Origin of the sequence: Dactylosporangium roseum (assembly GCF_025264685.1) — a bacterium.
Lineage (GTDB): Bacteria > Actinomycetota > Actinomycetes > Mycobacteriales > Micromonosporaceae > Dactylosporangium > Dactylosporangium roseum.
This window is the reverse complement of the sequence record NZ_CP073721.1, coordinates 3718470-3739680: the sequence shown is the minus strand read 5'-3', so window position 1 is coordinate 3739680 and position 21211 is coordinate 3718470. Positions and strand designations below refer to the sequence as shown.

Annotated in this window: 16 protein-coding genes; 8 read left to right on the top strand and 8 right to left on the bottom strand. The window is 70.8% G+C overall.

The genetic code is table 11. The features are described from left to right. Positions 1–49: 49 nt before the first annotated feature. From Drose_RS17435 to Drose_RS17415, 5 genes are all read left to right on the top strand, one after another. The gene (locus tag Drose_RS17435) at positions 50–808 is read left to right on the top strand and encodes an ABC transporter ATP-binding protein (protein WP_260729243.1); all 759 of its coding nucleotides are present in this window, start codon (positions 50–52) and stop codon (positions 806–808) included. Between the two features lie 3 nt (positions 809–811). Then, positions 812–3361: an ABC transporter permease gene (locus Drose_RS17430; protein ID WP_260729242.1), complete on the top strand. Its 2550-nt coding sequence runs from the start codon at positions 812–814 to the stop codon at positions 3359–3361. Positions 3362–3579: 218 nt separating this feature from the next. Further along, positions 3580–4338, top strand: coding sequence for an ABC transporter ATP-binding protein (locus Drose_RS17425; protein ID WP_260729241.1), 759 nt, complete (start codon positions 3580–3582; stop codon positions 4336–4338). 3 nt (positions 4339–4341) lie between these two features. After that, positions 4342–6891 (top strand): ABC transporter permease, encoded by a 2550-nt coding sequence (locus Drose_RS17420; RefSeq protein WP_260729240.1) that lies wholly within the window; start codon positions 4342–4344, stop codon positions 6889–6891. A 204-nt stretch (positions 6892–7095) separates the two neighbouring features. Further along, positions 7096–7482: a VOC family protein gene (locus Drose_RS17415; RefSeq protein ID WP_260729239.1), complete on the top strand. Its 387-nt coding sequence runs from the start codon at positions 7096–7098 to the stop codon at positions 7480–7482. A gap of 49 nt (positions 7483–7531) precedes the next feature. On the opposite strand, the gene Drose_RS17410 is transcribed toward Drose_RS17415, so the two are convergent. Both Drose_RS17410 and metH read right to left on the bottom strand, forming a co-directional pair. Continuing rightward, complete coding sequence (locus Drose_RS17410; protein WP_260729735.1) at positions 7532–8170, bottom strand: HAD family hydrolase; 639 nt, start codon at positions 8168–8170, stop codon at positions 7532–7534. A gap of 251 nt (positions 8171–8421) precedes the next feature. Next, positions 8422–11937 carry a methionine synthase gene (metH, locus tag Drose_RS17405; protein WP_260729238.1) on the bottom strand — a complete coding sequence of 1172 codons (3516 nt, stop codon included), beginning with the start codon at positions 11935–11937 and terminating at the stop codon, positions 8422–8424. 184 nt (positions 11938–12121) lie between these two features. Between metH and Drose_RS17400 the strand changes: the two genes are divergently transcribed. After that, positions 12122–13003, top strand: coding sequence for a PAC2 family protein (locus tag Drose_RS17400; RefSeq protein WP_260729237.1), 882 nt, complete (start codon positions 12122–12124; stop codon positions 13001–13003). 92 nt (positions 13004–13095) lie between these two features. Here the strand turns inward: Drose_RS17400 and Drose_RS17395 are convergent, their stop codons facing one another. Beyond that, complete coding sequence (locus Drose_RS17395; RefSeq protein ID WP_260729236.1) at positions 13096–14310, bottom strand: pyridoxal phosphate-dependent aminotransferase; 1215 nt, start codon at positions 14308–14310, stop codon at positions 13096–13098. Between the two features lie 106 nt (positions 14311–14416). On the opposite strand from Drose_RS17395, the gene Drose_RS17390 reads away from it, so the two are divergent. After that, the gene (locus Drose_RS17390; RefSeq protein WP_260729235.1) at positions 14417–15211 is read left to right on the top strand and encodes a GntR family transcriptional regulator; all 795 of its coding nucleotides are present in this window, start codon (positions 14417–14419) and stop codon (positions 15209–15211) included. A 347-nt stretch (positions 15212–15558) separates the two neighbouring features. On the opposite strand, the gene mshC is transcribed toward Drose_RS17390, so the two are convergent. The 5 genes from mshC to Drose_RS17365 form a co-directional block, all read right to left on the bottom strand. After that, positions 15559–16809: a cysteine--1-D-myo-inosityl 2-amino-2-deoxy-alpha-D-glucopyranoside ligase gene (mshC, locus tag Drose_RS17385; RefSeq protein ID WP_260729234.1), complete on the bottom strand. Its 1251-nt coding sequence runs from the start codon at positions 16807–16809 to the stop codon at positions 15559–15561. Between the two features lie 145 nt (positions 16810–16954). Continuing rightward, on the bottom strand, positions 16955–17686 hold the full coding sequence (locus Drose_RS17380) for an SCO1664 family protein (protein WP_260729734.1): 732 nt from the start codon (positions 17684–17686) through the stop codon (positions 16955–16957). A 78-nt stretch (positions 17687–17764) separates the two neighbouring features. Next, positions 17765–18328, bottom strand: a complete 564-nt coding sequence (locus Drose_RS17375) for a DUF3090 domain-containing protein (protein ID WP_260729233.1) — start codon at positions 18326–18328, stop codon at positions 17765–17767. Positions 18329–18380: 52 nt separating this feature from the next. After that, on the bottom strand, positions 18381–19085 hold the full coding sequence (locus Drose_RS17370; protein WP_260729232.1) for a histidine phosphatase family protein: 705 nt from the start codon (positions 19083–19085) through the stop codon (positions 18381–18383). A 1-nt stretch (position 19086) separates the two neighbouring features. Next, positions 19087–20130 (bottom strand): LLM class F420-dependent oxidoreductase, encoded by a 1044-nt coding sequence (locus tag Drose_RS17365; RefSeq protein ID WP_260729231.1) that lies wholly within the window; start codon positions 20128–20130, stop codon positions 19087–19089. Positions 20131–20233: 103 nt separating this feature from the next. On the opposite strand from Drose_RS17365, the gene Drose_RS17360 reads away from it, so the two are divergent. Then, positions 20234–21205: an aldo/keto reductase gene (locus Drose_RS17360; RefSeq protein ID WP_260729230.1), complete on the top strand. Its 972-nt coding sequence runs from the start codon at positions 20234–20236 to the stop codon at positions 21203–21205. Positions 21206–21211: the final 6 nt, after the last annotated feature.

Sequence of the window (21211 nt, the reverse complement as noted above, 5' to 3'; positions counted from 1 at the left end):
CCCCGTAGCGTGAGATGGTCAAGAGGACCACATCCGAGGGGGACGAGGCGTGACCACGACAGTCACGACCGGGCAGGCGGTCGCCGCCCGCGCGGTTGACGTGTGGAAGGTGTATGGCAGCGGCGAGGCCCAGGTCATCGCGCTGCACGGGGTGAACGTCGAGCTCGAGCGCGGTCACTTCACCGCGATCATGGGCCCGTCCGGGTCCGGCAAGTCGACGTTGATGCACACGCTCGCCGGATTGGACTCGGTGACCCGGGGTGAGGTCTTCGTCGGCGACACCAAGCTCACGGGGATGTCCGACGGGGACCTGACCAACCTGCGGCGGACCAAGGTCGGCTTCATCTTCCAGCAGTTCAACCTGCTGCCGACGCTGACCGCCGAGGAGAACATCCTGCTGCCGCTGTCCATCGCCGGCCGCAAACCCGACAAGGCCTGGTACGACACGGTCATCGCCACCGTCGGGCTCAAGGACCGGCTCGGGCACCGCCCCAGCCAGCTCTCCGGCGGCCAGCAGCAACGCGTCGCCTGCGCCCGCGCGCTGGTCTCCCGGCCCGAGGTCATCTTCGCCGACGAGCCGACCGGCAACCTCGACTCACGCTCCGGCGCCGAGGTCCTGTCGTTCCTGCGCAACTCGGTCCGCGACTTCGGCCAGACGATCGTCATGGTGACCCACGACCCCAACGCGGCCTCGTACGCCGACCGGGTCATCTTCCTCGCCGACGGCCAGATCGTCGACGAGCTGTGGGAGCCGACCGCGGACGCGGTGCTGGACAAGCTCAAGGGCCTGGACAAGGCGGGCGAGTAGGCGATGCTGCGCGCGACCCTGAAGAGCCTGCTGGCGCGCAAGCTCCGGCTGACGCTCTCGACGCTCGCCGTCGTGCTGTCCGTGATGTTCGTGTCGGGCTCGCTGGTGCTCACCGACACGCTGGGCCGCACGTTCGACAATCTGTTCGCCAACATCTACACCTACACCGACGTGCAGGTGGCGGCGAAGTCGCAGGTGGCATCGCAGGGCGGGGAGAGCGGCACGCTGCCGTTCCCGGCCGCCACGGTCGACGAGGTGGCCAAGGTCGACGGCGTCGCGAAGGCGACCGGCCAGGTCTTCCTCAACGGCGCCGTCCCGATCGGCAGGAACGGCAAGGTCGTGGCCAACCAGACCGGCCAGCAGTTCGGCGCGAACTGGATCGGCGAGGACGACCTCGTGAAGCTGGTGGAGGGCAAGGCGCCCGCCGCGGACAACGAGATCGTCGTCAACCGGGGCCTGGCGAAGTCGGCCGGCGTCAAGGTCGGCGACTCGATGGACGTCATCACGCGCGACAAGCAGCGCAAGACCTATACGATCGTCGGCGAGATGCAGTACGCCGGCGGCCGCGACTCGATGGCCGGCGAGAGCACGATCTTCTTCACCACTCCGACGGCGCAGAAGGCGATGCTCGGCGCCGAGGACCAGTTCAACGTCATCGACGTGAAGGCCGAGCCGGGCGTCACCGACGAGAAGCTGCGTGACAACGTCAAGGCGCAGCTCGGCGACGCGTTCCTGGCGCGGACCGGCCAGGAGCTGTCGGAGGAGTCCAGCAAGGCCATCAAGGGCTTCCTGAACTACTTCAACTACGTGCTGCTGGGCTTCGGCGCGGTGGCGCTGCTGGTCGGCATCTTCCTGATCCTCAACACGTTCTCGATCATCGTCGCGCAGCGCACGCAGGAGCTGGCGCTGTTGCGGGCGATGGGCGCGAGCCGGGGCCAGGTGATGCGCTCGGTGCTGCTGGAGGCCCTGCTCATCGGGGTCGTCGGCTCGGCGTTCGGCTTCGCCGTCGGCCTCGGGCTGGGCGCGCTCGGCGCGTACCTCTTCGTGGGGCTCGCCGACGGCGCCGAGGTGGCCGGGTTGGGCTTCCCGGTCTCGGCGATCGTCGCCTCGTTCGCGATCGGCATCCTGGTGACGATGGTCGCCGCGCTGATGCCGGCGCTCAAGGCGGCCAGGGTGGCGCCGATCGCGGCGATGCGGGAGTCCGCGGCGACCGACCGGCCGCTGACCAAGGTGACGATCGCGGGCTGCGTCGTGACGGCGCTCGCGATCGGTTCCCTGACGTGGGGTCTGACGGGGGCCGGCGACGGGACGCTGTGGTTGGTGTTCGGCGGCGTGCTCGGGCTGCTGGTCGGGGTGGCGCTGCTGACCCCGGTGATCAGCAAGCCGCTGGTCGCGGCGCTCGGCTCGGTCTTCTCCTGGACGGTGCCGGGCAAGCTGGGCAGGCGCAACTCGTCCCGCAACCCGCGGCGCACGGCCATCACGGCGGGTGCGGTGATGATCGGCATCGCGATCGTCACGGCGATCAGCACGATCTTCTCGTCGCTGTCCACGGCGATCGGTGACACGCTGGACAAGGACCTCCAGGCCGACCTGGTGGTGCTGGGCCAGCAGACGTCCGCGATCCCGCCGGTCATCACGCCGGAGGAGCTCGCGGACATCAAGGCGCTGCCCGGCGCCGGGACCGTGGCGGCGCGCACGGCCGACGCGGTGGAGGTCAACGGCGAGCAGAACTTCGTCCTGTCGTACGAGGACGTCGGCGCGGCCATGACGGTGCTGAAGCTCAAGGCCGCGGAGGGCCGCATCGACCGGCTCGACAGCGGCGAGTTCATCGTGGACAAGAAGACCGCCGAGAACCGCAAGCTGAAGCTGGGCGACACGATCACGGTCACGTTCGCCAAGACCGGCGACAAGACCCTCAAGCTCGTCGGCATCAGCGGCGAGTCCGCGATCGCCGGCGGCATCGTGGTCTCCTACGCCGACGCCACGACCGGATTCTCGTTCCCCCAGCCGTGGCAGGCGTTCATCAGCGTGAAGGACGGCGCGTCCGTCAGTGCCACGAAGGACGCCGTGGCCTCGATCATCAAGGACAATCCCGAGGTCAACGTCTACACCAAGGATGAGTTCGTCGAGACGAACCAGAAGGGCTTCGACGTCGCGCTGGTCGTGGTCCAGGTGCTGCTGCTCATCGCGCTGGCCATCTCGGTCCTCGGTGTCATCAACACGCTGCTGCTGTCGGTCATCGAGCGCACCCGCGAGCTGGGCATGCTCCGCGCGGTCGGGCTGCGCAGACGGCAGACATGGCTGATGGTGACGACGGAGTCGGTGGTGATCACGGTGTTCGGCACGGTGCTCGGTCTCGCCGTCGGCGCGGGCCTCGGCGCGGCGATCGTGACCGCGCTCAAGGAGGTCCTCGGCTTCGGTGCGGTCACCCTGCCGTGGGGGCTGATGGTGGTGTACTTCATCGCGTCGCTGTTCATCGGCGCCGTGGCTGGGCTCATCCCGTCGATCCGGGCGGTGCGGCTCAACGTCCTCAACGCCATCGCATACGAATAGCATTCACGAAATGGGGCCGGTCGGGGTTTCCCCGACCGGCCCTTGCCTTTTCACGGCCATTGCTGAGAATGCTGAGACCCACGGCATAAGGGTTGTCCCTGAGGTGGGCTAGGGGAGCCTCCCCCAGCAGAAAACCGGTGGTCAGCTCGCCCTGCGGGCGGACGAGACCGGGCCCTGCCGCCCCGACGATGAACGCACACCATTCACCAGGGGGAATCATGACTACATCGGTTGCGACGCGCACCGAGGTGGCCGCGCGGGCGGTCGACGTCTGGAAGGTCTACGGCACCGGCGAGGCGCAGGTCAACGCGCTCGGCGGCGTTTCCGTCGAGCTTGACAGGGGCCGTTTCACCGCGATCATGGGCCCGTCCGGGTCCGGCAAGTCGACGCTCATGCACTGCCTCGCCGGCCTCGACGCCGTGACGCGGGGGCAGGTGTTCATCGGCGACACCCAGATCACCGACCTGTCCGACCGGGGGCTGACGAACCTGCGGCGGACCAAGGTCGGCTTCATCTTCCAGCAGTTCAACCTGCTGCCGACGCTGACCGCCGAGGAGAACATCCTGCTGCCGCTGTCCATCGCCGGCCGCAAACCCGACAAGGCCTGGTACGACACGGTCATCGCCACCGTCGGGCTCAAGGACCGGCTCGGGCACCGCCCCAGCCAGCTCTCCGGCGGCCAGCAGCAACGCGTCGCCTGCGCCCGCGCGCTGGTCTCCCGGCCCGAGGTCATCTTCGCCGACGAGCCGACCGGCAACCTCGACTCACGCTCCGGCGCCGAGGTCCTGTCGTTCCTGCGCAACTCGGTCCGCGACTTCGGCCAGACGATCGTCATGGTCACCCACGACCCCAATGCCGCCTCGTACGCCGACCGCGTGGTGTTCCTCGCCGACGGGCACATCGTCGACGAGCTCTACGCGCCGACCGCCGACGCGGTCCTCGACCGGCTCAAGCGGCTCGACAAGATCGAGGCCTGACCGATGCTGAGAGCCACGATCAAGAGCCTCCTCTCCCGGAAGCTGCGGCTCACCCTGTCGGCCCTCGCGGTCGTGCTCGGGGTGATGTTCGTGTCGGGCGCGTTCGTGCTCACCGACACCCTGGGCCGCTCCTTCGACAGCCTGTTCAAGTCGGTCTTCGAGGGCACGGACGTGAGCGTCACCGCCAAGCCGAAGGTCACCGCCGCGGAGTTCGACGGCCCGGAGACCTCGGCGAACATCCCGGCCTCGGTGCTCGACAAGGTCAAGGCCGTGCCGGGCGTCGCGAGCGCCACCGGCATCGCCTCCGCGGACGGCGCGCGGGTCGTCGGCAAGAACGGCAAGGTCGTCACCACGTTCGGCCCGCCGCGGATCGGGCGGAACTGGACCGGCACCAACGACCTGCTCCAGTTGCGCGAGGGCCACGGCCCGTCCGCCGACGACGAGATCGCGGTCAACGTGACCACCGCGAAGGCCGCCGGGCTCAAGGTCGGCGACGAAGTCGGTGTCCTGACCCTCCAGCCGGGCAAGAAGACCTTCAAGTTGGTCGGCATCTTCGGGTACAGCGGCAACCGCGACTCCCTCGGCGGGGCCCTGGAGGTGTCGTTCACCACCCCGGTCGCCCAGGAGCTGATGCTCGGCGAGAAGGGCGTCTACAGCAGCATCGACGTGAAGGCCGCCCCAGGCGTCACCAACGAGCGGCTGCGTGACGACGTCGCCGCCGCCCTCGGCGCCGACTACCTCGCGAAGACCGGCAAGCAGTCGCAGGACGAGACGGTCAAAGGCGTCAAGGAAGGGCTCGGCTTCTTCAACAACATCCTGATCGGCTTCGCCGGGGTGGCGTTGTTCGTCGGCACGTTCCTCATCCTCAACACGTTCTCCATCATCGTGGCGCAGCGGACCCGCGAGCTGGCGCTGATGCGCGCGCTCGGCGGCAGCCGCGGCCAGACCCTCGGGTCGGTGCTCATCGAGGCGGTCGCGATCGGCCTGATCGCGTCGGTCCTGGGCCTGGCCGCCGGCATCGGCGTCGGGGTCCTGCTGGCCTGGGTGTTCGGCAACGTCAGCGGCGTGACCCTGGCCGGCGTCGGGGTGCCGGCGACGGCGGTCGTCAGCGCGTTCGTGGTGGGCCTGGTGGTGACGGTGGTGGCGGCGGTACTGCCGGCGTTGCGCGCGAGCCGCATCCCGCCGATGGCCGCGTTGCAGGAGGTGGCGACGCCGGACCGGCCGCTCACGAAGCTCACCGTCAGCGGGGCCCTGGTCGGTGCGGCCGGCGGCACGCTGCTGGGCCTGGGCCTGGCCGGCAAGGGCGGTGACAACACGCTGTGGCTCATCCTCGGCGGCGTGCTCATCACCTTCATCGGCGTCGCGCTGCTCACCCCGCTGCTGGCCCGGCCCGTCGTGTCGCTGCTGGGCCGGCTGTTCTCCTGGTCGGTGCCGGGCAAGCTGGGCCGGCTCAACTCGGGCCGCAACCCGCGGCGCACCGCGATCACCGCGGCGGCGCTGATGGTCGGCCTGGCGCTCATCACCGGTGTCAACGTCATCCTCGCCTCGGCCAAGCAGAGCCTGAGCAATCAGGTCGAGAAGGACGTGACGGTCGACCTGATCATCTCCGGCGACGGGGACAACACCGGCCCGGCCCGCTTCGACCCGAAGGTGATGACCGAGACGGCGAAGCTGCCCGGCGTGGCGAGCGTCGCGAGCGAGTACTGGGACTTCGCCTCGGTCAACGGCGAGAACCGCGGCGTGTCGGCGGCGCCCGACATCGCCGCCTACGCCGGGATGTTCAAGCTCACCGCAGCGTCCGGCGAGCTGCGGTGGACCGGGACCGACCAGGCGGTCATCGACGCCCGGAATGCGACGGACCGCAACCTCAAGCTCGGCGACACGGTCGACATCCAGTTCACCCACGGAGAGGTCCACAAGATCAAGATCGTGGGTGTGTACAACACGAGCGACGTCACCGGCGGCATGGTCGTCTCCGGCGACGTGATCAAGGACTTCCGCAGCCCGCAACCGTCCTGGGGCTTCGTGCGGGTGGCCCCGGGCACCGCGGTCGCCGATGTGCAGCAGCGGGTCGACGCGCTGCTCGCGGACAACCCTGAGGTGTCGGTCGCGAACCGGGCCGAGTTCGTGGCGCAGCAGGCGGCGCAGTTCGACCAGTTGCTCACGATGATCCAGGTCCTGCTGGCCCTCGCGATCCTCATCGCGGTCCTCGGCATCGTCAACACCCTCGCCCTGTCGGTGCTGGAGCGGACCCGGGAGCTGGGCCTGCTGCGGGCGATCGGCATGCGCCGGGCGCAGACGATGCGGATGGTCACCGTCGAGGCGGTGGTCATCTCGGTCTTCGGCGCGCTGCTGGGCCTGGGCGTCGGCGTCGGCCTGGGCGCCTCGGTGGTCAAGGCCCTCAAGGACGAGGGCTTCACCCGGGTGGCGTTCCCGTGGCAGCAGATGGCCACCTACCTGCTGCTGGCCGCCCTGGTCGGCGTGGTGGCCGCGGTCCTGCCCTCGATCCGCGCCGCACGGGTCAACGTCCTGCAGGCCATCGCCCACGACTAGCGCCTGTTCACAGCCGAGACCGGGACGGTCCCGGTCCGACCCGCCGAGGCGGTGCCGGTTGACGCCGCACGGTCACCGGCCCACCTCGGCGGGTCCTGCGGCCGCCGGTACGGGCGGTCGCAGTGCGTCGAGCACCTCGCCCGCCTTGACTCGCAAGTAGCGACTTGCCTATGGTGAAGGCGTGGCATCAGTCCGGAGCACGACATGAGAATCTCGCTGACCAGTGTGTATGTCGATGACCAAGCCAAGGCGCTCGCCTTCTACACCGACGTCCTCGGCTTCCGGAAACGCCACGACATCCCCGTCGGGAGCCACTCCTGGCTCACCGTGGTCTCGCCCGACGCGCCCGACGGTCCCCAGTTGCTCCTCGAACCGATCAGCCACCCGGCCGTGCGGCCCTACCGCGACGCTCTCGTCGCCGACGGCATCCCCGTGGCGCAGTTCGCGGTCGACGACGTCTACGCCGAGCACGAGCGGCTCCGCGCAGCCGGCGTCGAGTTCACCCAGCCGCCGACCGACCTCGAAACCGTGACCGTGGCCGTCTTCGACGACACCTGCGGCAACCTCATCCAGATCATCACGGAGCAGTGAGCGGGTCCGCCGCCCTGCTGACGGATCCGCTGAGCGTCCGGCAGCACCGCTATCCGACGAGTTTGTGCAGGTAGTCGACGTCGACGTCGAGCAGCGAGCCGACGAGCGTGACGCCTTCCGCGTCGAGGTCGACCTCGCACGGGACGCCGAGGACGGCGCAGCCGGCGGCGCGGGCGCTGCGGACGCCGTTCGGCGAGTCCTCCACAGCCACGCAGCGGGTCGGGTCGGCGCCGACGAGGCGGGCGGCGGTGAGATACGGCATCGGGTGGGGCTTGGTCTGGTCGACCTCGTCGCCGGCCACGACGGCGTCGAAGTTGTCGGCGCCGATGGTGACCAGGGCCACGTCGACGAGGTGCCGGTGGGTGGCGGTGACCAGCGCCAGCGGTACGTCCGCCGCCCGCAGCGACGCGAGGAGCTCCTTGGCGCCGGGACGCCAGACCAGGCCGCCGTGGAAGAGCTCCTTGACCCGCTCCTCCAGCCACACCACGCTGGCGTCGGTCGCGTCCTTCGTCATCGGCTGGCCGAGGTCCTCGTGCAGGATGCGCATGGAGTCGGTCATGTTGGTGCCGACCATCGCCTTGCGCGCCGCGTCGGACAGCTCACCGCCGTAGCGGTCGGCGAGCAAGGTCAGGCCGACGGACCAGACCTTCTCGCTGTCGACGAGGGTTCCGTCCATGTCGAAGAGCACCGCCTGCATCGCCACACCAGAATCCTGCCAAGCGGCGGCGCGGAATCCCGGTGTTCGTGCCCAAGCTCACGGCCGGGGCCTCGGCGGCGCCGGTCACGGCGGCCGCGACCTGCTGCTGGGGCTGCTCGCCGGCGCCGCCGCGGACCGGCTGCGGCGCAAGGCGATGATGGCCGGCGCCGACCGGTGGTGCGATCGCGGGCCGGCCGGTCAACCGCGGTCTGACACGGTTGACCGGCCGGTCGTCGCGCGCGCTACTTGGCGTTGAAGTACGACGCGTCGGGGTGGTGCACGATGAGCGCGTCGGTGGCCTGCTCGGGCATGAGCTGGAACTCCTCCGACAGGGACACGCCGATCCGGTCCGGGCGCAGCAGCGCGACCGTCTTCGCGCGGTCCTCCAGGTCCGGGCAGGCCGGGTAGCCGAAGCTGTACCGGCAACCGCGGAACTCGGTGCGCAGCAGCCCGTCGAGCTCGGTCGGGTCCTCGTCGACGACCTTGCGGCCGCCCGGCAGGACGAGTTCCTCCCGGACCCGCTTGTGCCAGTACTCGGCCAGGGCCTCGGTGAGCTGCACCGACAGGCCGTGCACTTCGAGGTAGTCGCGGTAGGCGTTCTCGGCGAACAGCTTGGCGGTGTAGTCGGAGACCGGCTGGCCGACCGTGACCAACTGGAAACCGATGACGTCGAGCTGACCGGAGTCGCGCGGTTTGAAGAAGTCGGCGATGCACAGGCGCCGGTCGCGGCGCTGCCGCGGGAAGGAGAAGCGGGCCCGTTCGCTGTGCCCGTTCTCGTCGAGGACGACGAGGTCGTTGCCCTCCGAGTAGCAGGGGAAGTAGCCGTAGACGACGGCGGCCTCCAGCACCCGGTCGGAGGCGAGCCGATCCAGCCAGTACCGCAGCCTCGGCCGACCCTCGGCCTCGACCAGTTCCTCGTAGGTCGGCCCCTGGCCGCCGCGGGCGCCCTTGAGGCCCCACTGGCCGAGGAACGTGGCCCGCTCGTCGAGCAGCGCCGCGTAGTCGGCGAGCGGAATGCCCTTGACCACGCGGGTGCCGAAGAACGGCGCGACCGGCACCGGCGCGTCCTCGGCCACGTCGGAGCGCACCGAGGCGTCGTCGAGGGCGGGCAGGTCGTCGCGCAGCTCGACGGTGCGGGACCGCCGCTCCCGCCGCGCCGCGAGGGCCGCCTCCCGCGCCTCGTCGACGACGGGGGCACCGCCGCGCTTCGCGGTCATGACCCGGTCCATGAGGGCCAGGCCCTCGAAGGCGTCACGGGCGTAGTGGACGTCACCGTGGTACAGGGTGCGCAGGTCGTCCTCGACGTACGCGCGGGTCAGGGCCGCGCCGCCGAGCAGGACCGGCCAGCGCTCGGCGACGCCGCGCTGGTTCATCTCCTCCAGGTTCTCCTTCATGATCACCGTGGACTTGACGAGAAGCCCGGACATGCCGATCGCGTCGGCCTGCTTGGTCTCGGCGGCCTCGATGATCGCGGAGATCGGCTGCTTGATGCCGATGTTGACGACCTCGTAGCCGTTGTTGGACAGAATGATGTCGACGAGGTTCTTGCCGATGTCGTGGACGTCGCCCTTGACCGTGGCCAGGACGATCCGGCCCTTCCCGGCGTCGTTCTCGGACTTCTCCATGTGCGGCTCGAGGTAGGCGACGGCGGACTTCATCACCTCGGCGGACTGCAGCACGAACGGTAGCTGCATCTGCCCGGAGCCGAACAGCTCACCGACGGTCTTCATGCCGTCGAGCAGCACGTCGTTGATGATCACCAGGGCGGACCTGCCGGCCAGCGCCTCGTCGAGGTCGGCCTCCAGGCCGTTGCGCTCGCCGTCGATGATGCGCCGCTTGAGCCGCTCGTCGAGCGGCAGCGCGGCCAGTTCCTCGGCCCGCGACGCCTTCGCGGAGGCGGCGTCGATGCCCTCGAACATCTCGATGAACCTCTGCAACGGGTCGTAGCCCTCGGCGCGGCGGTCGTAGACCAGGTCGAGCGCGACCTTGCGCTGCTCCTCCGGGATCTTGTTCATCGGCAGGATCTTCGACGCGTGGACGATCGCGCTGGTGAGCCCGGCCTCCTGGCACTCGTGCAGGAAGACCGAGTTGAGCACCTGCCGAGCGGCCGGGTTGATGCCGAACGACACGTTGGAGATGCCCAGCGTGAAGTTGATCCCCGGGTGCAGCCGGGAGATCTCGCGGATCGCCTCGATCGTCTCGATGCCGTCCCGGCGGACCTCCTCCTGCCCGGTCGTGATCGGGAAGGTGAGACAGTCGACGAGGATGTCCTCGATGGCCATCCCCCACTTGCCGGTGAGGTCGTCGACGAGGCGGCTCGCCACCCGGACCTTCCACTCGGCGGTGCGGGCCTGGCCCTCCTCGTCGATGGTCAGCGCGACCACGGCCGCGCCGTGCTCCTTGACCAGCGGCATCATGCGCGCGAACCGGGAGCCGGGGCCGTCGCCGTCCTCGTAGTTGACCGAGTTGACGATGCACCGGCCGCCGAGCATCTCCAGGCCGGCCTCGATGACCTCGGGCTCGGTCGAGTCGAGCATGATCGGCAGCGTCGAGGCGGTGGCGAACCGGCCGGCCAGCTCCCGCATGTCCTGCGCGCCGTCGCGGCCGACGTAGTCGACGTTGAGGTCGAGCAGGTGGGAGCCGTCACGGGCCTGCTGCCGGGCGATCTCCAGGCAGGTCTGGTGGTCGGCGGCGAGCATCGCCTCGCGGAACGCCTTCGAGCCGTTGGCGTTGGTGCGCTCGCCGACCATCAGGATGGAGGCGTCCTGCCGGAACGGCACGTGGTGGTAGATGCTGGCGACGCCCGGCTCGGCCTGCGGGGACCGGCCGTGCGGCGCGGTGCGGTCGAGGGCCCGCGCGACGGCGCTGATGTGCGCGGGAGTCGTACCGCAGCAGCCGCCGACGAGGCCCGCGCCGTAGTCGACGACGAACCGCTGCAGCGCCTCCGCCAGTTCCTGCGGGGTCAGCGGGTAGTAGGCGCCGTCGGCGGTGAGCTGCGGCAGCCCGGCGTTGGGCATGACGGAGACCGGCACCTTCGCGTGCTGGGCGAGATACCGCAGGTGCTCGCTCATCTCGGCCGGGCCGGTCGCGCAGTTGAGGCCGATGAGGTCGATGCCCAGCGGCTCCAGCGCGGTCAGCGCGGCGCCGATCTCCGAGCCGAGCAGCATCGTGCCGGTGGTCTCGACCGTGACGTGGCAGATGATCGGCACGGTCCGGCCGGCCGACACCATGGCGCGCTGCGCGCCGATGATCGCGGACTTGGTCTGCAGCAGGTCCTGGCAGGTCTCGATGATCAGCGCGTCGGCGCCGCCGTCGATGAGGCCGGCGGCGTTGTCGAAGTACGCGTCGCGCAGCGTCCGGAACGGCGCGTGGCCGAGCGTCGGCAGCTTGGTGCCGGGGCCGATCGAGCCGAGCACGAACCGCGGCCGGTCGGGGGTGCTGTGCGCGTCGGCGGCCGCACGCGCCAGCCGGGCACCGGCCTCGGACAGCTCCCGGATGCGCGACTCGATGCCGTATTCGCCCAAGTTTGCGAGATTTGCGCCGAACGTATTGGTCTCCACGGCGTCGGAGCCGGCCGCGAAGTACGCCTCGTGGACTCCGCGGACCACGTCGGGGCGGGTTACGTTGAGTACCTCGTTGCAGCCTTCGTGGCCCTCGAAGTCGTCGAGGCTGAGGTCCGCGGCCTGCAGCATGGTGCCCATCGCGCCGTCCGCGAGCAGCACCCGCTCACGGAGAGTCGTCAGAAACGTGTCCGCCATACTCCAAAGGCTATCGGGACGTCCGCATCCGGTCGGCCCCGGGCGTGGGCGATCCTGGCCACTGCCCGAGGCTTGCCCACCAGGTGGGACGAGGTCCACCGCGGGCCCCGGTTATGGCCCCCGGAATCGGACAACCCCGCGCGGCCGGCAAGCCATCCGGCGACGGCACACGTAGGCTGGGGGCGTGACCGAGTTCGACGGCCTGCCCGTGTTGCGCTCCCCTGTCGCGATTGCCGCGTTCGAAGGGTGGAATGACGCTGCCGACGCGTCGACCGCCGTCGTCGAACATCTCGAACAGGAGTGGGGCGCCGAGCCCATCGCCGCACTCGACCCCGAGGACTTCTACGACTTCCAGGTCAACCGGCCGACGGTGCTGATGTCCGAGGGCGAGACACGGCGCATCGAGTGGCCGACGACCCGGTTCTCGGTGGCCACCCCGCCCGAGGCGGAGCGCGACATCGTGCTCATCCGCGGCATCGAGCCCAGCATGCGCTGGCGCACGTTCTGCGAGGAAATCCTCGAGGTCTGCCACAGCCTCGAGGTGAGCCGGATCGTGCTGCTCGGCGCGCTGCTCGCCGACGTGCCGTATACGCGGCCGCTGCCGGTGAGCGGCTCGGCGCCGTCGCACACGTCCTCGGAGTCCACGGAGCGTCTGGGCCTGACGCCGACCCGCTACGAGGGCCCGACCGGCATCGTCGGCGTCCTCCACGACGCCTGTGTGCGTGCCGATCTCGAGGCCGTGTCGTTCTGGGTGCACGTGCCGCACTACGCCAACAACCCGCCCTGCCCGAAGGCCACCCTGGCGCTGCTGCACCGGGTCGAGGAGATCCTCGACCTGCCGGTGCCGACCGGCGACCTGGCCAAGCAGTCCGCGGAGTGGGAGGAGCGGCTCAAGCAGGCCGCCGAGCAGGATGCCGAGCTGGCCGAGTACGTCCGCGAACTGGAGGAACGCTCCGGCGACGCGGGCCTGCAGCCGCTCACCGGCGACGAGATCGCCCAGGAGTTCGAGAAGTACCTGCGCCGCCGCGGCGGCCAGGCCGGCCCGTCCGCGACCGGCGCCTGGTAGCTCCCTCCTAGCGTTGATCTTGCACTTGTGGTGCCGGGACGCTCCCAGGATGTCCGGGTTTGTCAGGCACCACAAGTGCAAGATCAACGCGGTCAGTACTGACTGTACGTCGACAGGAAGCGGGCGATCCGGCCGACCGCGTCCTCCAGGTCGGCGACCCGCGGCAGCGTCACGATGCGGAAGTGGTCCGGGTGATGCCAGTTGAAGCCGGTCCCCTGCACCACCATGAGCCTCTCCTGCCGCAGCAGGTCGAGGGCGAACTGCAGGTCGTCCTTGATCCGGTAGATCTCCGGGTCGAGCCGGGGAAACATGTACAGCGCGCCCTTGGGCTTGGTACAACTGACGCCCGGGATGTCGTTGAGCAGCTTCCAGGCGACGTCACGCTGGGCGAGCAGGCGCCCGCCGGGCAGGATCAGGTCGTTGATGCTCTGGTAGCCGCCGAGTGCGGTCTGCACGGCGTGCTGGGTCGGCACGTTGGGGCACAGGCGCATGTTCGCCAGGATGTCCAGGCCCTCGATATAGCTGGAGGCGTGCTGCTTCGGGCCGGCGAGCACCAGCCAGCCGGTGCGGAAGCCGGCGACCCGGTAGGCCTTGGACAGGCCGTTGAAGGTGATCGTCAGCAGGTCGGGGGCGACCGCGGCGGTGGACACGTGCGTGGCGTCGTCGTAGAGGATCTTGTCGTAGATCTCGTCGGAGAAGATCAGCAGGTTGTGGCGGCGGGCGACCTCGGCGATCCGCTCGATCATCTCGCGCGAGTAGACGGCGCCGGTCGGGTTGTTCGGGTTGATGACGACGATCGCCCTGGTGCGGGGCGTCACCCTGGCCGCGAGGTCGTCGACGTCGGGCAGCCAGTCGTTGGTCTCGTCGCAGCGGTAGTGCACGGCCCGGCCGCCGCACAGGCTCACCGAGGCGGTCCACAGCGGATAGTCCGGCGACGGGATCAGCACCTCGTCGCCGTTGTCGAGCAGCGCCTGCAGCGCCATGACGATGAGCTCGGAGACGCCGTTGCCGAGATACACGTCCTCGATGTCGACGCCGTACACCTGCTTCTGCTGGTAGTACTGCACCACGGCCCGGCGGGCCGACAGCAGGCCCTTGGAGTCGCCGTACCCGTGCGCGGACGGCAGGTTGAGGATGACGTCCTGGAGGATCTCCTCCGGGGCCTCGAAGCCGAACGGGGCCGGGTTGCCGATGTTGAGCTTGAGGATGTGGTGGCCCTCGGCCTCCATCTGCTTCGCGGCGGCCATCACCGGTCCGCGGATGTCGTAACAGACGTTGGCCAGCTTCGCGGACTGTGTCACCTGCATGGCAGCCACATTACGAGCCGCCGTCCCATCGGCTCGTAGCCACTTCCCACAATGTGGCGAGCCCCGCCTCCTTGCGTCGAGCATCCTAGGAGGCTAGGTTACGACCATGACCATCAACCCGGGCGCCGCCGAGTTCCCGCACCGGCAGATCGCCGCCCAGTTGCGGGCCCGGATCAGCCGGGGCGACTGGGGCCCCGGCGAGCGACTGCCGTCGATCCCGGCGCTCGCCACCCAGTTCGGCGTGGCGAAGCAGACCGTCCAGCGCACCATCGACCAGCTCCGCATCGAGGGCCTGCTGATCACCCGGCCCGGGTCGGGGACGTTCGTGCGCGGCACGAAACGGCGGCTCAACCGCCTCTCCCGGGGGCGCTACGGCGCCGAACGCGGCTACCACGCGGAGCTCGCCACGCGATACCGGCAACACCTCATGATCGTCGCCCAGATGCCCGCCCCCGCCGACGTCGCCGAGGCGTTCGGCGTCGACCACGGCACGCCGCTGCTGGTCCGCCGCCACCTGGTGCGCACCGGCGACGCGCCGGTCGAGGTCGGCGCGTCCTGGTTCAAGCCCAACGACGTGCGCGGCACGTCGATCGAGCGGCCCGACGTCTTCGACCGGCCGCTCTACCAGGAGGTCGAGGAGGAGCTGGGCCGGCGGTACGCCAGCGCCCGCGACCAGGTCAGCGCGCGCCTGCCCACCCGCGAGGAGGCGGAGCTGCTGCAGATCCGTCCGGACACGCCGGTGCTCGTGCTGCTGCACGTCGCGTACGACGAGGACCACCGCCCCATCGAAGTCGCCCAGGCGGCATGGCCCGGGCCGATGACGTCGCTCACCGAGGAGTACCGCATCCCGGGCCCCCGGCCGGGCCTGCCGGACGACGAGCCTGGCCTCGCGCTGGGCTGAGCCGGGCCGACGGCCCTTACTGGCCGAACAAGGCCGACAATTCGGGCGCGCGTCCCGCCGCAACCCGCCGCCGTGCCGCCCGACCTCATGATCATGGGAAAGACCCGGCTGCCCCGATAGCCACATCTTTCCCATGATCATCGCGCCACCCGGCCCGGAACGCGCCGTCCCGAGTCCAGCGGCGACCACGCCACCGGGCCGGACGATCCTGCCGGAGCCGGCGCTTCGTGCGCATCATTCCGCGACGGTACGAGCCGTGCCACTGCCCGGCACCGGCCCGGCGGGTGATCGGTGGGTGCTGCGTCGGCGCTGGCCACCGTCCGACCTGTGGCCAGCGCCGAAGTCCTCTAGAGTCTGACCCCCAGCAGCGCGTCGACCAGCGTGGTCATCAGTGCCGGGGCCTCGCGGTCGTCGCCGGCGTCGGCGAGGGTCGCGTCGACCCAGTCGTCCACGGCGGCCAGGGCGCCGGGCGAGTCGAGGTCGTCGGCGAGCCGCTCGCGGACCCCGGCGAGCAGCTCCACGCCGGACGGGCCGATGCCGGACCGGGCCGCCTCCCGCCAGCGGGACAGCCGCTGCTGGCCGGTCTTGAGCACGTCGTCGGTCCACTGCCGGTCGTTGCGGTAGTGGTCGGCGAGCAGCGCGAGCCGCACCGCCATCGGATCCACGCCGTCGCCGCGCAGCCGCGACACGAAGACCAGGTTGCCCTGGCTCTTCGACATCTTGTCGCCGTGGAGGCCGATCATGCCCGCGTGCACGTAGTGGCTCGCGAACGGCACCTTCCCGCTGAGCGCCTCGCCGTGGGCCGCCGAACACTCGTGGTGCGGGAACAGCAGGTCGTTGCCGCCGCCCTGGACGTCGATCTGGTCGCCGAGCAGGCTCTGGGCGATCACCGCGCACTCGATGTGCCAGCCGGGGCGGCCGGGGCCGAGGTCGCCGCCGTCCCAGGCCGGCTCGGCCTCGCGCAGGCCGCGCCACAGCAGCGGGTCGAGCGGGTCGCGCTTGCCGGCGCGCTGCGGGTCGCCGCCGCGCTCGGCGGCCACGCGCAGCATCTCGGTGCGGGACAGGTTCGACTCCGTGCCGAAGCGCGGCGCGGTCGCGATGGAGAAGTACACGTCGCCGGTGCCGTCATCGAGGGTGTACGCGTGGCCGGAGGCGATCAGCGCGGACACCTTGCGGGCGATCTGCGGGATGGACTCGACGGCGCCGACGTAGCGCTTCGGCGGGATGATCCGCAGCGCCTCCATGTCCTCGCGGAACAGGGCCGTCTCGCGCATGGCGAGCACCACCCAGTCCTCGCCGTCGCGGGCGGCGCGCTCCAGCAGCGGGTCGTCGATGTCGGTGACGTTCTGCACGTAGTCGACGTCGAGGCCGGCGTCACGCCAGACCCGGTTGGCGAGGTCGAAGGCGATCATGGTGGCGGCGTGGCCCAGGTGGGTGGCGTCGTACGGGGTGATGCCGCAGACGTACATGGTGGCGGGCCGCCCGTCGACCTCGACCGGGGCGATCTCCCGGCGGGCCGAGTCGAAGAGTGCGAGGGGGGCGCGACCGGTGCCGGTGCGGGGCAGCGTGGGCACCGCCGGTGCCGTCCAGGACTCCATGACCAACAGCCTATAGGCGAGCAGCCTCCACCAGGCATGTGATGAACCCCGCCCCCCACCTCGTTGATCTTGCAGTTGTGGTGGCGGCGAACCCGGGCACATCCGGCGTGTCCGGGCACCACAAGTGCAAGATCGACGCGGTGGGTCAGACGGGGGGCCAGGGGATCGCGTGGCGGTCCTCGTCCGGCTCCGGGAACGTGCGGGACCGGAGCAGCGCGCCCACCCGTACCGACACCATCGCCACCTCCGCCGGGGTCAGGTGCGCCGACAGGGACTCGGCCAGGCCGGCCTGGTACTGGGCGCGGACCTTCTCGAGGACCTCGACCGCCTCGTCCGGCAGCGGCTCGCCGGCCCAGCCCCACAGGACCGTGCGCAGCTTGTCCTCGGTGTGGAAGCAGATGCCGTGGTCGACGCCGAGGACACGGCCGTCGACGGTGTCGATGACGTGGCCGCCCTTGCGGTCGGCGTTGTTGACGACCGCGTCGAAGACGGCCAGCCGGGCCAGCCGCGGGTCGTCGGCGTGGGCGAGCACGAACGGCCGTCCCCGCTCGTCACGCGCGGACAGGATGCGCCGCCACGTCGCCGGCACCTTGTTCGCCGGTACGAAGCCCAGCATGGCCTCGTCGCGCTGCGACTCGTCGTCGATCCACAGTTGGACCATGCCGGGGCCGAGCGGGCCGTCGCGCAGGACCGTCGGCGGCACGATCCGCCAGCCGGTGGCCTCGGACAGCAGCCACGCGCAGTACTCCCGGCCGGCGAGCGTGCCGTCGGGAAAGTCCCACAGCGGGCGCTCGCCGCTGACCGGCTTGTAGACGCACCGGGCGACGGTGCCGCCGAGCGTGATGACGGCGCGCAGGGTGGCGTTGGAGGCGTCCATGAGCCGCCCCTCGATCTCGATGGCGCCGTGGTGCAGCAGCTCCAGCGCCTCGTCCGCGGCCAGCGACGGCACGACCGGCTACCGGCGGTAGCCGTTGTGACGGGGGCAGAGGTGCCCGCGCGCGTCCAGCGGCTGGCCGCACAGCGGGCACGGTGGCCGGCCGGAGGCGACGACCCGCTTGGCCCGCTCGATGAAGGCACGGGTCGCCTGCGGCGTCAACCGGACCCGCAGCCGATCCCGGTCGGCCGCGATGATCTCGTCCTCGTCCTCTTCCTCGGCCTCCTCGGCCTCGTCCTCGCCGACCGCGATGGCCTCGATGACCACGGTCGCGGTGTCGACGTCGAACGCGAGGCCGAGCGTGCCGACCCGGAACTCCTCGTCCAGCGGCGTGTCGAGGGGATCGTTGTCGGCCACCTCGACGGGCGGCTCGACGGGCAGGTCGACACCGAAGCGGCGCTGCGCCTCCACGAGGAGCTCCTCGAGCTTCTCCGCGAGCAGCGACACCTGCACCTTTTCCAGGGCGACGCTGACCAGGCGGCCCCCTCCGCGCGCCTGCAAGAAGAAGGTCCGCTCCCCCGGCGCACCCACGGTCCCGGCAACGAACCGCTCCGGCGGCTCGAACGCGTACACCTGGTGGCTCATGTCCGAAACTCTATCCGCCCCGGCGGGCAACCGCCCCACATGGGCACCAAGATCACACAGAACCGCCCGAACCGCCACCAACGGCGGCATCCGACGACGGAGCCTCCTCCGACGGCGCAGGGGGCTGGAACCCGGACAGATCACCGCCGGTGTCGTTGAGGCGCAGCACGAACGAGCGCAGCGGGGTGTAGCGGACCACCGTCACCGACGCCGGCTCGACCGCGATGCGCTGGAACAGGTCCAGGTGCATGCCGAGGGCGTCGGCGACGACCGCCTTGATGATGTCGCCGTGGCTGCACGCCAGCCACACCGCCTCCGGGCCGTGCTCGGCGGAGACGCGGGCGTCCCAGGCGCGGATCGTGCCGACGGCACGGGCGGACATCTCCGCCATCGACTCGGCGTCCGCACCGGGGAACCGGGCCGCCGACGGATGCGCCTGGACGGTCGCCCACAGCGGCTCCTTGGCGAGCTCCCCGAGCCGGCGGCCGGTCCAGTCACCGTAGCGGCACTCGATGATGCCGTCGTCGACCTGCACACCCTCCCAGGAGGGCAAGGCCAGCGACAGCGTCTCCAGGCAGCGCGGCAGCGGGCTGGAGACGACGGCCTTCAACGGAAGCTTCGCGGCCGCGAGGCGCTCGCCGACGGCCTGTGCCTGGGCGCGGCCGACCTCGTCGAGGCCGACCGGCTGGTGGCCGGCCAGCACTCCGGTGGCGTTGGTGCCGGTCCGGCCGTGACGCAGCAGCAGAACGGTCGTCACCCTACAGACCCGCCCTCTCCCACGCGGCGGCCAACTGGCGCAGCGTCTGGATGCCGTGGTCGGCGTCGCCGAAGATCAGGGTCGAGATCTCGGTCACGCCGGCCTCCTGGTAGGCCCGCAGGCGCTCGGCCACCCGCTCGACCGGGCCGAGCAGGGACGTGCGGTCGATGAACTCCAGCGGCACGGCGGCGGCCGCGTCGCGGTGCCGCTTGGCGAGGTAGAGGTCCTGGACCTCGCGGGCCGCGTCGCCGTAGCCCATCCGGGTGGCGAGGGCGTTGTAGAAGTTCTGCTCGCGGCTGCCCATGCCGCCGACGTAGAGCGCGGCGTAGTGGCGCACCAACTCGGCGCACATGGTCACGTCGTCGCCGAACACCACCGGCACCCCAGCGGCGACCTCGTACCCCTCGAGGGTCTTGCCGGCCTTCGCGCGCCCGGCCGCGATCGAGGCCATCGACTCGTGCGCGAACTCGGGCGAGAAGAAGATCGCCAGCCAGCCGTCGGCCACCTCGCCCGCCAGCTCCAGGTTCTTCGGCCCGACCGCGGCGAGGTAGACCGGCACATGGTCGCGGACCGGATGCAGGATGAGCTTGAGCGCCTTGCCGGGGCCGTCGGGCAGCGGCAGGCGGTAGTGCTGGCCGTCGTACCGCACGACCTTACGGGTCAGCGCCAGGTTGACGATGTCGATGTACTCGCGGGTGCGCGCCAGCGGCCTGCCGAAACGCACCCCGTGCCAGCCCTCCGAGACCTGCGGCCCCGACACGCCGAGGCCGAGCCGGAAGCGCCCGCCGGACAGCTTGTCGATCGTGGCGGCGGTCATCGCCGCCATCGCCGGGGTGCGGGCCGGAATCTGGAACACGGCCGAGCCGAGCTCGATCCGCTCGGTCTGCCCGGCGATCCACGCCAGCATCGACGGGGCGTCGGATCCGTAGGCCTCCGCGACCCACACGCAGGAATAACCGAGCCGCTCGGCCTCCTGCGCGATCGCCAGGTGGCTCATGGGATCGTTCCACGACGACAGGTATCCGAGGTTCAACGCGAGCCGCACATCCGCCTCCAGGGTCCTCCGCACCGCCCCGCACGGGCGGCACCAGGGTAGCCCGGGGCCCGCCTACCGTACGAAGACGCCATCCGGCCGTATCGTTCCATGCATGCAACAGCGACCGCTCGGCCGTAGCGGGCTGGCGGTATCCCGGCTGGCCCTCGGCACCATGACCTGGGGGCGCGACACCGACGCCGACGATGCGGCCGCCCAGCTCAAGACGTTCCGCGACGCCGGCGGGACGCTGCTGGACACCGCCGACGTCTACGCCGACGGCGAGGCGGAGTCGGTGATCGGCGCCCTGGTCGGCCGGCTGGTACCGCGCGACGAGCTGGTCATCGCCACGAAGGCCGGCCTGCGGCCCGGCATGGCCCGCCGCCGTGACGGCTCCCGGGGCCACCTGCTGCGCGCCCTCGACACGTCCCTGCAGCGGCTCGGCACCGACCACGTCGACCTGTGGCAGGTCCACGGCTACGACCCCGACACGCCGCTCGAGGAGACGCTCAGCGCCATGGACCTGGCGGTGAGCAGCGGCCGGGCCCGCTACGTCGGCGTGTCGAACTTCTCCGGCTGGCAGACCGCGCGCGCCGCCACCTGGCAGGCGGCGTGGCCGGGCCGCGCGCCGCTGGTCTCGACGCAGGTGGAGTACTCCTTGCTCGAGCGCGGCATCGAGCGTGAGGTCGTCCCGGCCTGCTCGGCCCTCGGGATCGGCCTGCTGCCGTGGTCGCCGCTGGGCCGCGGGGTGCTGACCGGGAAGTACCGCACCGGGGTCCCCGCCGACTCACGGGCCGCGTCGCCGCACTTCGAGCGGTTCGTCGCCCCGTACCTCGACGACCGCTGCGCCGGCATCGTCGAGGCGGTGGCCACCGCCGCCGGCGGACTCGGCGTGTCGCCGCTCGAGGTCGCCCTGGCCTGGGTCCGCGACCGCCCCGGTGTCGTCGCGCCGGTCCTGGGCGCCCGCACGGTCGGGCAGCTCCTCGGCGCGCTGCAGACCGAGGAGATCGTCCTGCCCCGGGAGATCCGGGCCGCGCTCGACGACGTGTCGGCGCCGCCGTCAGGCTATCCGGAACGCCAGACATAATTGGCT